The organism is Caldicellulosiruptor acetigenus (genome assembly GCF_026914305.1).
GTDB classification, from domain to species: Bacteria; Bacillota; Thermoanaerobacteria; order Caldicellulosiruptorales; family Caldicellulosiruptoraceae; genus Caldicellulosiruptor; species Caldicellulosiruptor acetigenus.
Genome location: NZ_CP113866.1, coordinates 642,834 through 657,186, shown reverse-complemented (window position 1 = coordinate 657,186; position 14,353 = coordinate 642,834). Strand labels below are relative to the sequence as shown.

Here is a 14,353-nt window from a genome sequence, read left to right as displayed (position 1 = left end):
TCTTTTGTTTAAAAAAACTTTTAATATTCAGGTTCAATTAAACCATACGCACCGTCGTTTCTTTTATACACCACATTCACCTTATCTGTGTCCTGATTCAAAAATACAAAGAAGTTATGACCAAGCAAATTCATCTGCAAAATAGCCTCTTCCACGCTCATTGGCTTTATTGGAAACCTCTTTGTCTTGGCAATTCTAAACTCACCATTTTCTTCTCCAGCTTCTTTTTCAGGCTCTTCTAATTCGAATGTCATGTATCGCAAAGACTCTGCATCTTTTGCCCTTTTTGCTATCTTTGTTTTGAACTTTCGAATTTGCCTTTCCAAGGTGTCAACAACCAAATCTATGGCACTGTACATATCGTTGCTTCTCTCTTCAGCTCTCAAAATCATTCCATGGAATGGTATTGTCACTTCAACTATGTGTGAAATCTTCTCAACACTCAAAGTTACATGAACATCAGTGTTAAGTTTGATATACCTCTCAAGTTTTGAAAGTTTCTTTTCAATCCTCTCTTTTAGTGCATCTGTTACTTCAATGTTCTTGCCACTGATAATAAAGTTCATCATATTGACCATCCTTTCTATGTAGAAGGTTTTGTTTTGATATTATATATATACCACCAAATTCGACTTATTTACACAAAAATTTTTTCCACAAAACTATCCACAATTCACAATAGCCAAATATCCATTCTGTTAAAACTTAAGCTGTGGATAATGTGGATAACTCTGTGGATATGTTATTTCCCAAGCTTCTCAGGGTGTTGAAAAGTTACTTTCTATTTTTTAAGCAAACAAAAAAGGCACACACATCTTCTTTAACATGCATGTGCCCTGAGCATGAATATTTTCTATAAATTTTGTTTTAAAAACTCAACAATCTCGTTTGACTTTGGAGGACATCCAAGTTTGCACACATTAAAAGCTTTTGTGCAGCTTCCAATTCCTATTCCATCCATAGCTTTTCCTTTATAGCCCTGGCCAATATACAGTTTTTTTGAAAGTTTTTTCAAAAGCCCTTGCTCATCAAGTCTCATAAGGCTACTTATTAAATTTGCATAGCAGACTGAACATGCATCTTTTTCTTCAATATACTTCGCGTATCTTGAAACAATAGAGGACCTCTTTGAAAATCCGGTTGGTTTTTTCTCAGGATTTATTTCTATGATATTATACTCACCGGCTTTTCCAACTCCCAATTTTTCTGCCAAGCTTATGTATTCAATGTCATATGGGTTGTATCCCAGATGCTCGGCGGCAAAGCTGTCAATCAGAACCGGGTCAAAGCCAAGGACTATAAAATCCTTCTCAACAGGATTTCCTCCCTCTTCAAAGTCAGGGTCTGGCATAATACTGTCTACCACTACAAGATGGGTCTTTATTGCTTTGTTCAAATATGCAATTGGTTTGTGAAGACCAAGTGTATGAAACCTTCTCTTTTCACTGTCAGGAATGAGCCCTTTGAGATTTTTCAAAGCACAGGTAAGTTGTGTCTGGCAGTGCCCTTTCAAAAGCGGAACGTTTATTAAAAAGTCATATTCATAAACCTTGCTACAAATGTTAAGTTCAAACCCATCAACATTTACCTTCAAAGGCCTATCGTCTTTTGTGTCAATGAGCTTTACACCATACTTTTTTGCAATCTCAGTATACCCACAAACTTCAAACGCCCTTTTTGTGGAAGCGCCAAGCCATGCACCCTCTAAAATTGCAATGTTTTCAAACCCATTTTCCCTCAAGTACTCTATGATTCCTTCAACAATGTATGGGTTTGTTGTCGCACCTGAGGTGTACGGCTTTGCAACAACCAAGTTGGGTTTTATAGCAATTTTGCTCTTTATAGGAATATATCTTTCCACATCGGCATACTCAAGAAGCTGTTTTGTCATAGATTTAGCATCTTTACCGTAGATAATGTAAATGTTGTTGTTCATATCGCTTCTTCCTTTCACTCTTTTACAGTAATCTCTGTGTCAGGAAAGATGTCCTTGAGCTTGTTTATTATATCCTGGTCAGATACAGCATCTTCCTTCAAAGGCTTTTCCTTTTCAACCTCAACAGAGACCTCACCTTCATATCCTACAATTCTTTTCAAAACCGATTTAAAATACTCTATGTTTCTGCTCAAAACATCTGCAAACACACTATCTTCCTGCTTGAAACATACCTTCACACCATTTTCAAACCTCAGGCTGGCATTTTGAAGAACATGTGAAAGTCCCGGCTTTTCCTCCTTGATAGCCTCTTTTATCTCCTGCCACCTTCTTAAAATCTCAGACCACGAAAAAGATGCACTGCTATCTACACCTTCTGCGCTTTTGTCAGCTGTATGCGCTGTCTTTTGCTCTTGTTTTGTGGATGAAGCCTTGTCAAGCTTTACAGCTTCAAAAGCTTTGGGATTTTCGGCAAGCTGTGATAGCCTTGTCTCAAGTTTTCGCACTCTCTCAATGAGCGTTTCAAATGAGGTGTCAAACTGGCTGTCGCAAAGCTTTATTGTGTTTATTTCAAGCAAAACCTTTGGAAATCTTGTCCAGCGTACCTGGTTGGCAGTGTCAATAAGCATCTTTATAATTGATACAAGCCTGTTTGAATCAATAAGGTTTGAGATGTTCATGACAAAATCTTTATCACTTTCAAGCATGTCAACTAAAACATCTTTTGCGCCAAGTCGCAAAATAAGTGCACTTCTCAAAAGCTTCACAGCCTCTTCTAAAAAGGTATTGACATCCATTCCTTCATCCCAAAGCCTGTTTACCACTTTAAGTCCTTTGTTTGAATCATTTTCTACAATAGAAGCAATAAACTCTTTTACTATCTCGGTTGATGTAACACCCAAAAGGTTTGCAACAAACTTGTAGGTTATATGTTCATCAGATGTATTTATGCACCTTTCTAATATGGTCAAAGCATCCCTCAGAGCACCTTCTGCCTTTTGTGAAATCAAATACAGGGCATTATCGTCAATTGATATATTTTCCATCTGAACAATCTTTTTTAGCCTTTCATATATGTCTTTTACAGAAATCCTTTTGAAATCAAACCTTTGACACCTGGACAAGATGGTTGCAGGCACTTTCTGGATATCTGTGGTTGCCAGAATAAAAAGTGCATGGGAAGGGGGCTCTTCAAGGGTTTTTAAAAGCGCGTTGAAAGCCCCCGTTGAGAGCATGTGAACCTCGTCTATTATATACACTTTCTTTTTGCACATAGAAGGTGGGTATCTGACCTCGTCTCTGATTTGCCTCACGTCATTGACACTTGTGTTTGATGCAGCGTCAATCTCCAAAACGTCAAGCGTCTTTTCGTCCAAGATACTCCTGCAAACTTCGCATTCGTTGCATGGATTTCCATCCTTGGGATTCAAACAGTTCACAGCTCTTGACATTATCTTTGCGGTTGTTGTCTTGCCAGTACCTCGCGGGCCGCAAAAGATGTACGCGTGTGCCACTTTGTCCTGTTTTATCTGGTTTTTTAATGTTTTGGTTATATGCTCCTGAGCAACCACATCTTCAAACACTTTTGGTCTGTATTTTCTGTAAAGTGCTATGTGCATACTCATCACCCTTTTCCTACATTTTGAGTTTTTCCACAACAGCAAACTCTATTTGTCTGAGTGGCACATTAGCGTCAATTAACATTACTTTGACCCTGTCACCAATTTTGTATACCTTTTTTGACCTTTCACCTATCAGCTGATATGTCTTTTCATTGAAGACATAATAATCATCTTCTAAAGAACTGACTCTTACCAAGCCTTCGATTGTGTTTTCAAGCTCAACAAAAAATCCAAAAGGCGTGACATTAGAAATAATTCCTTCAAAGACCTGACCAATCTTGTCCTGCATAAATTCAACCTTCTTGAGGTCAATCGTTTCACGTTCTGCTTCTTCTGCAACTCTTTCTCTCTGTGATGTCCACTTTGCAATCTCTGGCATTTTGAGTTTGAGCCTCTGAATCTTTTTCTCTGTCATTTTACCTTTTAAAACATCCTTCATAATCCTGTGTATCACAAGGTCAGGATATCTTCTTATTGGAGAAGTAAAGTGACAGTAGTATTCTGTTGAAAGACCAAAGTGACCAAGGTTTTCTTCACAGTACCTTGCTTTTTTGAGCGACCTCAAACACAGTGTATGAATAACCCTCTCTTCTGGCGTGCCACGGCTTTGCTCTAAAACTGCCTGTAAAGCTTTGGGATGTACCTTGTTCGAAATACCTTTTAGAACATAACCCATGTTGTATATAAACTCTGCAAACTGGTAAATTTTCTCAATATCAGGCTCTTCATGAACCCTGTACAAAAATGGAACATTTAGCCAGTAGAAGTGATTAGCAACTGTCTCGTTGCAAATTAGCATAAACTCTTCAATTATTTTATTAGAGATTGTAAGCTCATATCGCACAACATCTATAGGTTTGCCGTTTTTATCAAGTATGACCTTTGTCTCATCAAAATCAAAGTCTAATGCCCCTCTTTTCATTCTCTTTTCTCGCAGGATAAGTGCAAGCTCTCGCATTAGCTCCAAGTCTTCTCTTATGTGCTCATACCTCTTCAAAAGATCTTTGTCTTCTTCTTTGAGAATCTTTGTCACATTTGTGTAAGTCATTCTCTCCTTGCTTCTGATCACACTTTCAAAGATATCATGTTTCACAACATTTCCCTGCTTGTCAATCTCCATCAAAACTGAAAATGTCAGCCTGTCAACATTGGGGTTGAGAGAACAGATGCCATTTGAAAGCTTAAACGGAAGCATTGGGATGACCCTGTCAACAAGATACACAGACGTTCCGCGCCTGTAGGCTTCCTTGTCAAGATGGGTGTTTGGCTTTACATAGTGGCTCACATCTGCAATGTGAACACCTAAAAGATAGTTCCCGTTTGGAAGTTTTTTGATAGACACTGCATCATCAAAGTCTTTTGCATCTTCACCATCGATTGTAAAGATTGTCCAGTCGCGCAGGTCAACCCTTCCTTCTAAATCCTCTTCTGTCACCTCATCTGGAATATTCTCAACTTCTTTTAGTACCTCTTTTGGAAATTCCTCGTCAAGCTCATATTTCTTGATTATTGAGAGAATGTCAACACCTTTGGCATTTTCATACCCCAAAATCTCAACAATTTTCCCTTCAGGATTTCTTCTTTTTTCAGGATACCTTGTAATTTCAACAACAACCTTCTGACCTGTCTTTGCTTTATTCTTACCGCTCTTTGGAATATAGATATCGTATGTTATTCTCTGATCATCTGGAATGACAAAACCAAAGTTTTTGCTATCCTCATACCTTCCAACAACCTTGGTAATACCTCTTTGCAAAATCCTCTCAACAAAGCCTTCTACCTTTTTGCCCTCAACAGGCGGCAGAGAAAGGGCTTTTACAAGCACCCTGTCGCCATGCATAGCACCGTTCATGTTCTCAGGAGAGATATAAATGTCAGGTATATTGGGATTGTCAGGAATCAAAAAACCATAGCCGCGCGGGTTTACCTCAAGCACTCCTGCAAACAGGTTCATCTCCTCGGCAAGACCGAACCTGCCACGTTTTGTCCTTACAATCTTTCCTTCCTGCTCAAGTTCATCAAGAATCTTTTTGAGCAGCTTTTCATCCTTTTCCTGCCAGTTTAAAATCTCTAAAATCTCTGAAAATGTCATGGGATGATAGCTTTCTTCCTGAAAAAGATTTAAAACCTCCTGTTTTTTCTCTTCAAATCTTGCTTTTTTCACAGGCCTCTCACATCCTTTTGTCTTTTACTCTTACAAGCCAAGCTCATTAGATATTTTTTGCATTGCAGAAAGAGATATTCTCAAAAACTCTTCAAGTTCAAGCCCAAGCTCAGAACATGCTTTCATCTGCTCCCTGTTCGCACCCTTTGCAAAGCTTTTTTCATTGAATCTGTTTAGCAGAAACGGCACAGTCACATCCGAAAGTTTTTTTGATGGTAGAATCAGCGCACCTGCAACAATGAAGCCAGATGTTGGGTCAACACAGTAAAGTGCCTTGTCCAAAAGAGAAAGCCTTGGAAGACCATGCGCGTCGTTGTGAACCTTCACAGCATACACAATGTCCTTGTCAAACCCCAAATCCTCCAAAATTTTTGCGCCAACCAAGCTGTGCGCACTTGGGTCGTTTTTTGTATCCTCATAATCTATGTCGTGGACAAGTCCGCAGATCCCCCACTTGTCCATGTCCTGTTCAAAATAACATGCAAGCTCGCGCATAATAGCCTCGCAAGCCAAACAGTGTTTGAAAAGATTCTGTGTCTTTATTCTCTTTTTGAGCTCCTCCAGTGCAACTTCACGTGTGACGCTCATTTCAAAATTTTCCTCCTTTTGTATTTAGTGTTTTGTAAGATATTGTGAATATTTCTGATTAAAATAAAAACCCAAGGTTGACATTCAACCTCAGGTTTTACTTTATTACAAAGAACAAAACTATTGATACAACAAAGAAAGCTGCTGCAATTATCCATGTGTATCTTCCAAGCATAGCATCAAGAGTTCTTCCCTTATACTTTCCAAAAAATGTCTCAGCACCACCTGCAATTGAACCAGAAAGTCCTGCACTCTTGCCAGACTGCAAAAGCACAACAATTATAAGTGCAATTGCTAAAAGAAGCTCTAAAACGGTTAGAATTATCTTTGCCATTGTGTTTTAAAACCTCCTAAAAATTTAGTATTGACTGCCAAAACTACAGGTCAACTTCCCTGCACTTTGTCTCAACAAGTTTGATAGCACCTTCTTTGTCTTCACCCAAAAGCAAATCGCACATCTCTTTTGCCTTAGCGTTTGTGAGAAAGATATCTTCTACCTTTCTTCCATCTTTGTATTCAATCTTAACATAGAAGACTTTCAATGCATTCACCTTCCTTGCAAAAAGCCATAAAAACCATATTAAAATTATACCACAAGCTAAGAAAAATTCAATCAAAATGATGAGCTTCACTCTAAATATTCCCCAACAAAAACCTCCTCGGCAGGTCCTGTCATGAATACTGTGCCATCATCCTGCCACTCTATTTCAAGCGTGCCAAAATAAAGGTGAACGTTTACCTTTCTTTCTGTAAAGCTGTTTAAGTTAGATGCAATCACAGATGCGCAAGAGCCTGTGCCGCACGCAAATGTTGCACCAGCTCCTCTTTCCCAAGTTCTCACCTTTATATTATTTTTGTCAATCACCTGAACAAAATTGACATTTGTTTTCCTTGGAAATACCTCATGCCTTTCTATTTTAGGACCTAAAGTATAAATGTCAACCTTTTCTACATCATCAACAAACAACACTGTGTGAGGAACACCCATCAACAGAGATGTAATCTTATACTCTTTACCATCAACCTCTATTGATGTATTTATAGCATCGCTTTCTGGGTCGCCTTGCATAGGAATATCCTTTCTTTTAAAGCTTGGTTTTCCCATGTTGACCTTTACCTTCTCCACAAGCCCATATTCATTTAAAATAAGCTCTGGTTCTATTATTCCTGCCAATGTCTCAACCTTGAATTTGTCTTTTTTTACTATTCCTCTTTCAAACACATATTTAGAAAAGCACCGAATTCCATTTCCACACATCTCAGCCTCAGACCCGTCTGAGTTTATAATTCTCATCCTGATATCAGCAAGCTTCGAATCTAAAACAAGCAGCAGTCCGTCTGCTCCAACACCAATGTGTCTGTGGCACATCCTCTTTGCAAGAGAGTTGTAATCAATATCCTCTTTGCCTCTTGCATCTATTACAATAAAGTCATTACCAAGTCCGTGCATCTTGGAAAAAAGCATTTTTTGTACCTCCTTTTCAAAATTTTTAGTTTCTAAGCGAAATTATAGGTGGTGGAACTCTTCCTCCACGTTCAATCAACCTTTTTGGTGAGCTTCTATTTATTTTCATCACTTTTGAACCTCCCAAAAGCCCACCAAAGTTAACCTCGTCGCCTTCCTTTTTGCCGTATGCAGGAATCACACGCACAGCTGTTGTTTTGTTGTTGTAAACACCAATTGCAATCTCATCTGCAATCATAGCAGAGATAACTTCAGCTTCTACATCGCCCGGCACAACTATCATGTCAAGCCCGACAGAACACACACTTGTCATTGCCTCAAGTTTTCCTAAAGAAAGTGCTCCTGCCTCGACAGCTCTTACCATCCCAGAGTCTTCTGATACAGGTATAAACGCGCCTGAAAGTCCACCTGTGAAACTTGCTGCCATTGCTCCACCCTTTTTTACAGCATCATTCAAAAGCGCTAAAGCAAATGTGGTGCCATACCCGCCTACCTTCTCAACTCCTATCTCTTCAAGTATCTCTGCAATGCTATCACCAACTTTTGGTGTTGGCGCTAAAGACAGGTCTACAATCCCGGCTGGAATTTTAAGCTTTTTGCTTGCATACTGCAAAACAAGCTGACCGGCCCTTGTTATTTTAAATGCCATCTTTTTTATTGTCTCATAAATCTCATCAATTGAAGCGTCTTTCTTCTCTTCCAATGCTCTTTTCACAACACCAGGGCCTGAGATTCCAACATTGATGCTGCAATCTCCCTCGCCTGTCCCATGAAACGCACCTGCCATAAATGGATTGTCATCTGGTGCGTTTGCAAACACAACAAACCTTGCACATCCGAAACTGTCTTTGTCTTTAGTTTTTTGTGCAATCTCTTTTATTATAAACCCAAGATGGGCAATCACATCAAGGTTAATACCCGACCTTGTTGTCCCAACATCAACCGAAGAACACAGCCTATCTGTTGATGCCAACGCATCTGGGATAGAAGATATAAATTTCCTTGTATTTTCATCATAGTTTTTGTGAACAGCAGCAGAGTAACCACCTATCAGGTCAACCTCAAGTTCTTTGGCAATATCATCAATGGCAGTTGCAACCTTTATGAGGTCTTCATATGAATAAGAAAAGGTCAAAAGAGAAATAGGTGTTAGCGCAACCCTTCTGTTGACAATTGGAAGTCCAAACATATCCTCAATCTCATTTGCCACATTTTTGAGATTCCCCGCATATTTTATAATCTTTTTTCTCATGTTATCAATAAACCTTTGGGGAATGTCAGAGCTACAATCAAAAAGGCTTATCCCCACTGTGATTGTTCGAATATCTAAATTGCTTTGCTTCACCATATTGATGGTTTCAATTATCTCCTGCGATGTAAACATTCTGCTTTCATCTCCTCAAAAAAGTAAAATTACTATATCCTGTTTATGCTATTGAAAAGGTCTTCGTGCTGCATATTTACATCAACGCCTATTTCCTGCCCTTTTTTTATGAGAAGATCTTTCAGTTCAGAAAACTTCAATTTGCAATCTTGAAGGTCAACAAGCATTATCATTGTAAAAAATCCCTGCATAATTGTCTGGCTTATATCAAGAATATTTACATTGTTCTGGGCAAGTAAGCTCGAGATTGCCGCAATTATGCCAACTTTATCTTTACCCACAACCGTTATTATTGCTCTCATAATTCTTTCCCCCAAAAAATTTTTTAATAAAGGGCTTTTTGAACTTCAAAGCCTTTCTAAAACTTGAGTGTACTCAGGAATTGCAGGAATAGCACCTTTTTTGGTTGCACAGAGAGCCCCTGCTATGTTTGCCTTTCTTACAATTTTAATAATTTCATCTTCTGAAAGATTTTCAACTGGCAAAAACTTTGAAATTTCGTACAAAACCATGCCGACAAAGCAGTCTCCACATCCTGTTGTGTCAACCACATCAACTTTTATTGTATCAACAAAATATGACTTCTCCTTAAAGAAAACCATACTACCTTTTTCGCCAAATGTCACAAGAAAAATCTTTACCTTATCTTTTATTCTATTATAAAAGTTATTTACGTCCTTTTCATATAGCAAAACCTCTTCCTCAGACATCTTCAGAATATCAACAAACCCACTCTCAACAGGTTCAATCATGGTATCCAAAGCCTTTTTTTGGCTTTCCCAAAGGCTACTTCTGTAATTTGGGTCATATGAGATGACGCTGCCACTTTGTCTTGCAATCTTTAAAAGCTCTAAGGTGGTTCTTTTGTTTTGTTCATATGTCATTGTAAGTGAGCCAAAGTGAAATATATCAGCTGACTTTACGATATTCATATCAATATCTTCCACTCTCAGGTAAACATCTGCACCATATTTTCTTGAGAACGAAAAAGACCTCTCGCCCCTGCTATCAAGTTTTACAAACGCAAGTGTTGTAAAATACTCATCTGTCATTTTAACATTTGAAATATCAACACCACAGACAGAAAGGCTATCTATAATCATTTTTCCAAACATGTCATTCCCAACCTGTGAGATTAAATAGGATTTTCCTCCAAACTTTGCAACTGCTGCTGCTACATTTGCAGGAGCACCGCCCGGGTTTGCTTCAAACAGGTTATCTTTTACATTCAAAAAATCTATCAAAACCTCACCATAGCAGACAACTTTCAAAGACCAATAACCTCCTTTTTTCGGGTATAACATTATTATAGAACATTTAATATTCAGAAGTGAAGAAGAATAGGGTAAAATATAATATATCATCTACTCTTTAGAATAGAGGGATAAACAAATGTTTGAACTTAATAGAGATGTTCAGCTATTTTTAGATATCCTTAGTCAAAAAAAAGAAAAATTGGACTCCTTAAGACCTCTTCCTGAAAATTCCATAAAGAGTTTGAAAGAAAAACTTATTCTTGACTGGACATACCATTCCAATGCAATAGAAGGAAATACATTAACAATTTATGAAACAAAAGTTGTTCTGGAAAATGGCATAACAGTTGCTGGAAAAACATTAAAAGAACACTTAGAAGTTATTAATCATAAGGAAGCAATTTTATATTTAGAAGAGCTGATAAAAAACAACACATCTCTTTCAGAATGGGAAATAAAGAGTTTGCACAAGTTAATTCTCAAAGGAATTGACGACAAAAATGCTGGCGTCTATAGAAAAGAGAATGTATATATATCTGGAGCAAGTTTCACCCCTCCTGACTACACACAAGTACCTTATTTGATGAGCCAGTTGGTTGAAAGAATAAATAATCTCGAAGCACACCCGGTAGTAAAAGCTTCTATTCTTCATGCAGACTTTGTAAAAATACATCCTTTTATTGACGGGAACGGGCGGACAGCAAGACTTTTGATGAACTTAGAGCTTATGAGGAATGGATATCCTATTGCAATAATACCAAAAGAAATACGTGCATATTATTATCAAGCATTAGATAAAGCTTGCAGCGAAGAAGTTTATGATGACTTTATAATTCTGGTATGCGAAAGAATAAACAAAACCTTTGATCTGTACTTTGGTCTCTTAAGAGAGGCTTGAGAGAACTGAACAATAAAAAAATTGGTGCACAGAAAAGTTGTCTGTGCACCAAAAATATTTTTATTTAAGTAAAGGGGGTCTTTCTGTTAAATATTTTTCCCTTTTTGTATTCTTTCATACATCAAAAACCTCAAAATGTAATACAATTTAAAAAGGCATATCCTCCTTATAGAGTTCCCAGTTCCACATCCCTTCAAAACTTTAACACTACCTTCTATACCATCAACAAAAAGGAGGTATTATTACAGGTTTGCTACCTTGACAGGTTGTTCGAACAAACCTCTTTTTACCTCTGTAGTTGTCATGTGGCTTGCTTTGAGCATCTCTGTGATGTAGTTGCAAGCTTGCCATGGGTCAACTCTCTCGCCGCATGTAAATACGTCAACTGCTGCATAGCCAAGCTCTGGCCATGTGTGAATTGTCAGGTGTGACTCAGAAATCACAACCACGCCACTTACACCCTGTGGTGAAAACTTATGAAACGCAACCTCTCTTACCTCTGCACCTGCTTTGAGCGCTGACTCTACCATTATCTTCTCAATCAGCTCGCGATTGTTGAGCACTTCTTTGTCACACCCGTACAGCTCTGCTATTATGTGCCTGCCCAATGCGTGCATCTTCTCTACCTCCTTCTTGGAATTTACTCTTTTCAAATAACAGAATTTATTTTAGCAGATTTGTCTCAAAAGTCAATATATTTTTTTAAAAAATATCATTTTCCTTTAAATTTTTAAATTAGCCCTCGTTTTCTTATCAACTTATCGGTTTTTCTCTTTCTTATGCTATTATATGAGTGAAAACTTAAAAATGGACATTGAATACTTTTTCAATTGCCTCAGCAAACCCGCTCTCATCACAGCTTGCTACTACAAAATTAGCAGCACTTTTCAAGCTTTCTGTGGCATTTCCAACGGCAACGCCCACGCCTGCATATTCAATCATTGAAATGTCATTGTCACCATCTCCAATTGCCATGACCTCTTCTCTTTTTAAATCGTAGTACTCTGTCAAAAACTTAAGAGCATTCCCTTTTGAAACATTGATATCTGTAAATTCCAAAAAGAAGGGCTTTGAAAACATTATGTTAAACTTCTTTGAAAAATCCTTGGGAAGCCTTTCTTTTAAAGCTTTCAATCTTTCATGCTCATCAAAAAACAAAACCTTTGTGACAGGCCTGTCTATAAATTCAAGAAAGTTCTCAACCCTGTGGGGTTCAAGCTTAGTAAGGTTTTTGTAATACTCTGTCTTTTCGTTCATCACTTCAACATACCATATATTGTCAATGTAAATGTGAACATGAATTCCTTCATCTTTGGCAAGCCTTACAAGTTCTTTTGCGTCCTCTGGCTTAATTTCACAGCCATAAAGCTTTTTGTCATTTTTCGGGTCATAAACAAGTGCGCCCTGGTATGTTATCATTGGGTAAAAATTTTGAAGGTCATATGCCACCTTTTTCACAGATGGATAGGGCCTTCCTGAAGCTAAAATCAAAATTATGCTGTTTTGCTTTAAAAATTCTATAGCCTTGAGATTTTTCTCGGTTACCGTCAAATCCTTTGATAAAAGTGTATCGTCAAGGTCTGTTGCAACAAGCTTTATCATCTTTTACGCTTTCTCCTTTCTCTTTTTTTGAACATAAAATACAAAAAACGGTTTGGACATTGAAACCTAAACTAATATGCCCAGGTATCAATATCCAAACCACTGACATTTTTAAAAGCTATTGTTCACTTTTGATGAACAAATATAACATTTCCTGTCATGAGCTTTGGATAAAAGTAGGTTGACTTTTGTGGCATTTTTTCGCCACTCAAAGACACTTCTTTTAACTCTTCAACAAGTGTTGGGTTTAGAATAAATCCGTATTTAGCTCCTTTATTTACAATTTCAATCAATTCTCTGTCCGACTTTGTGTATTTTAGATTTCTCTGATGCAGTATATCTTCATCTGTAATCTCAAGTACTTTATTTAAAATGAGCTTCTGCAGAACAACAACATCAAGGTTCTTGTAAGCCCTACTCCCTTCCACATCCTTTAGAGCATTTTCAGGGTCTTTTAGTGTTATCAAATAAAAGTTTTTGTTGTATGTGTACACTACAAACGCATATTTCTTTTTCTCTTCTAACTTTTTTTTCAGAACCTCGTACTCTCCCGTTTCGATATCAAAATCCACTTTTAGCTTTTCAACAAAAATATCCTCTTCAATGCTTGAGGAAAGCACAATCCTGTGCGTCGGTAAAATCACAATTCCCTCATCTTCCAAGGCAGTGAGTGTTATCATTATGTAGTTGTAATCTGCATCCTGTCTTATGCCTTCCTTTTGCTGCATCTCTTTTTTGAACTCAAGTGCAGTTTCATACCTGTGATGACCATCTGCGATGAATATCTTCTTGTCGCTAAATAGTTTTTTCAAATTATCTATGATATCCTCATCAGAAACAACCCACATTCTTTCATATGTGCCAATACCATTGTAAGCAACATCTTCTTTTTTAGATTTTATTGAATCCAAAATGCTCTTTACATCTTTTGTCTTGTCCTCATAAAGCCCAAATATGCTGCTTATATTTGCTCTTGTGTGCCTCAAAAGTTCAAGTCTTTCCTGTTTTGGCTTTGAAAGTGTAAACTCGTGGGGAATTACAATTCCCTTTTCAAACTCGACAAGCTCAAGAAGTACTATCAAACCTGTTCTTTTATACTTCTTTCCCTCAACTTCAAACTCCTGTTCAATAACATATACGCTCTCTTGAGGGTCAAATTTCAATATACCATTCTGAATCCAGCTACTTAGATACTCTTTTGCACGTGTAAACTTGTTGTTAGCTTCATCATCACCTTCAAACTCTTTTCCAAACTCCACTCTTACGATGTTATATTCGCATCTTTTATAAAGCTCTTCTCTCTCATCCTCAGAAATTATGTCATAAGGCGGACATATACATCTGTCAAGCTCAACTTCTTCTGAATATCTCAAACCTCTAAAACCTTTGATGTTAGCCATCTTATACCATAATCCTTTCTATTTTGTAATTTTTGGCT

General features: G+C 37.6%; 15 protein-coding genes. 1 reads left to right on the top strand and 14 read right to left on the bottom strand.

Going from position 1 to position 14,353, the window contains the following annotated elements:
- Positions 1-20 precede the first annotated feature (20 nt).
- The 11 genes from hpf to OTK01_RS03065 all read right to left on the bottom strand — a co-directional run bounded on the left by hpf (position 21) and on the right by OTK01_RS03065 (position 10,430).
- Entirely contained in the window at positions 21-566 is a 546-nt protein-coding gene (gene hpf, locus OTK01_RS03115; RefSeq protein WP_029228828.1) for a ribosome hibernation-promoting factor, HPF/YfiA family, read from the bottom strand.
- Positions 567-853: 287 nt separating this feature from the next.
- Positions 854-1,936, bottom strand: coding sequence for a DUF362 domain-containing protein (locus OTK01_RS03110; RefSeq protein WP_029228827.1), 1,083 nt, complete (start codon positions 1,934-1,936; stop codon positions 854-856).
- Positions 1,937-1,950: 14 nt separating this feature from the next.
- Positions 1,951-3,555: a DNA polymerase III subunit gamma/tau gene (gene dnaX / locus OTK01_RS03105; RefSeq protein ID WP_029228826.1), complete on the bottom strand. Its 1,605-nt coding sequence runs from the start codon at positions 3,553-3,555 to the stop codon at positions 1,951-1,953.
- A gap of 16 nt (positions 3,556-3,571) precedes the next feature.
- Positions 3,572-5,722 carry a ribonuclease R gene (gene rnr, locus OTK01_RS03100; RefSeq protein ID WP_013431862.1) on the bottom strand — a complete coding sequence of 717 codons (2,151 nt, stop codon included), beginning with the start codon at positions 5,720-5,722 and terminating at the stop codon, positions 3,572-3,574.
- A gap of 30 nt (positions 5,723-5,752) precedes the next feature.
- Positions 5,753-6,310, bottom strand: a complete 558-nt coding sequence (locus OTK01_RS03095) for an HDIG domain-containing metalloprotein (RefSeq protein WP_013431861.1) — start codon at positions 6,308-6,310, stop codon at positions 5,753-5,755.
- Between the two features lie 97 nt (positions 6,311-6,407).
- On the bottom strand, positions 6,408-6,644 hold the full coding sequence (secG, locus tag OTK01_RS03090; protein WP_013291153.1) for a preprotein translocase subunit SecG: 237 nt from the start codon (positions 6,642-6,644) through the stop codon (positions 6,408-6,410).
- 43 nt (positions 6,645-6,687) lie between these two features.
- Positions 6,688-6,942 (bottom strand): hypothetical protein, encoded by a 255-nt coding sequence (locus tag OTK01_RS03085; RefSeq protein WP_232841700.1) that lies wholly within the window; start codon positions 6,940-6,942, stop codon positions 6,688-6,690.
- Positions 6,939-7,775: a diaminopimelate epimerase gene (gene dapF, locus OTK01_RS03080; protein ID WP_029228824.1), complete on the bottom strand. Its 837-nt coding sequence runs from the start codon at positions 7,773-7,775 to the stop codon at positions 6,939-6,941. Before dapF ends, OTK01_RS03085 begins: the two co-directional genes overlap by 4 nt.
- Positions 7,776-7,800: 25 nt before the next feature.
- On the bottom strand, positions 7,801-9,159 hold the full coding sequence (locus OTK01_RS03075) for a PFL family protein (RefSeq protein ID WP_029228823.1): 1,359 nt from the start codon (positions 9,157-9,159) through the stop codon (positions 7,801-7,803).
- Positions 9,160-9,191: 32 nt separating this feature from the next.
- Positions 9,192-9,461: an ACT domain-containing protein gene (locus tag OTK01_RS03070; RefSeq protein ID WP_029228822.1), complete on the bottom strand. Its 270-nt coding sequence runs from the start codon at positions 9,459-9,461 to the stop codon at positions 9,192-9,194.
- 45 nt (positions 9,462-9,506) lie between these two features.
- Positions 9,507-10,430 carry a carbohydrate kinase family protein gene (locus OTK01_RS03065; RefSeq protein ID WP_029228821.1) on the bottom strand — a complete coding sequence of 308 codons (924 nt, stop codon included), beginning with the start codon at positions 10,428-10,430 and terminating at the stop codon, positions 9,507-9,509.
- Between the two features lie 121 nt (positions 10,431-10,551).
- Here OTK01_RS03065 and OTK01_RS03060 point away from each other — a divergent pair, with 121 nt between their 5' ends.
- Positions 10,552-11,313 carry a Fic family protein gene (locus OTK01_RS03060; RefSeq protein ID WP_029228820.1) on the top strand — a complete coding sequence of 254 codons (762 nt, stop codon included), beginning with the start codon at positions 10,552-10,554 and terminating at the stop codon, positions 11,311-11,313.
- A 242-nt stretch (positions 11,314-11,555) separates the two neighbouring features.
- Here the strand turns inward: OTK01_RS03060 and speD are convergent, their stop codons facing one another.
- The 3 genes from speD to OTK01_RS03045 form a co-directional block, all read right to left on the bottom strand.
- The gene (gene speD / locus OTK01_RS03055; protein WP_011916845.1) at positions 11,556-11,930 is read right to left on the bottom strand and encodes an adenosylmethionine decarboxylase; all 375 of its coding nucleotides are present in this window, start codon (positions 11,928-11,930) and stop codon (positions 11,556-11,558) included.
- 184 nt (positions 11,931-12,114) lie between these two features.
- Entirely contained in the window at positions 12,115-12,915 is an 801-nt protein-coding gene (locus tag OTK01_RS03050; RefSeq protein WP_014043031.1) for a Cof-type HAD-IIB family hydrolase, read from the bottom strand.
- Positions 12,916-13,040: 125 nt separating this feature from the next.
- Positions 13,041-14,315, bottom strand: coding sequence for a DUF1015 domain-containing protein (locus OTK01_RS03045; RefSeq protein WP_029228819.1), 1,275 nt, complete (start codon positions 14,313-14,315; stop codon positions 13,041-13,043).
- Positions 14,316-14,353: the final 38 nt, after the last annotated feature.

Excerpts from the sequence above, each read along its gene's own strand:
- OTK01_RS03110 (WP_029228827.1), bottom strand. The coding sequence starts at position 1,936 with ATGAACAACAACATTTACATTATCTACGGTAAAGATGCTAAATCTATG.
- OTK01_RS03070 (WP_029228822.1), bottom strand. The coding sequence starts at position 9,461 with ATGAGAGCAATAATAACGGTTGTGGGTAAAGATAAAGTTGGCATAATT.
- OTK01_RS03060 (WP_029228820.1), top strand. The coding sequence starts at position 10,552 with ATGTTTGAACTTAATAGAGATGTTCAGCTATTTTTAGATATCCTTAGT.
- OTK01_RS03045 (WP_029228819.1), bottom strand. The coding sequence starts at position 14,315 with ATGGCTAACATCAAAGGTTTTAGAGGTTTGAGATATTCAGAAGAAGTT.
- dnaX (WP_029228826.1), bottom strand. The coding sequence starts at position 3,555 with ATGCACATAGCACTTTACAGAAAATACAGACCAAAAGTGTTTGAAGAT.
- speD (WP_011916845.1), bottom strand. The coding sequence starts at position 11,930 with ATGCACGCATTGGGCAGGCACATAATAGCAGAGCTGTACGGGTGTGAC.
- OTK01_RS03075 (WP_029228823.1), bottom strand. The coding sequence starts at position 9,159 with ATGTTTACATCGCAGGAGATAATTGAAACCATCAATATGGTGAAGCAA.
- OTK01_RS03050 (WP_014043031.1), bottom strand. The coding sequence starts at position 12,915 with ATGATAAAGCTTGTTGCAACAGACCTTGACGATACACTTTTATCAAAG.
- secG (WP_013291153.1), bottom strand. The coding sequence starts at position 6,644 with ATGGCAAAGATAATTCTAACCGTTTTAGAGCTTCTTTTAGCAATTGCA.
- dapF (WP_029228824.1), bottom strand. The coding sequence starts at position 7,775 with ATGCTTTTTTCCAAGATGCACGGACTTGGTAATGACTTTATTGTAATA.
- hpf (WP_029228828.1), bottom strand. The coding sequence starts at position 566 with ATGAACTTTATTATCAGTGGCAAGAACATTGAAGTAACAGATGCACTA.
- OTK01_RS03095 (WP_013431861.1), bottom strand. The coding sequence starts at position 6,310 with ATGAGCGTCACACGTGAAGTTGCACTGGAGGAGCTCAAAAAGAGAATA.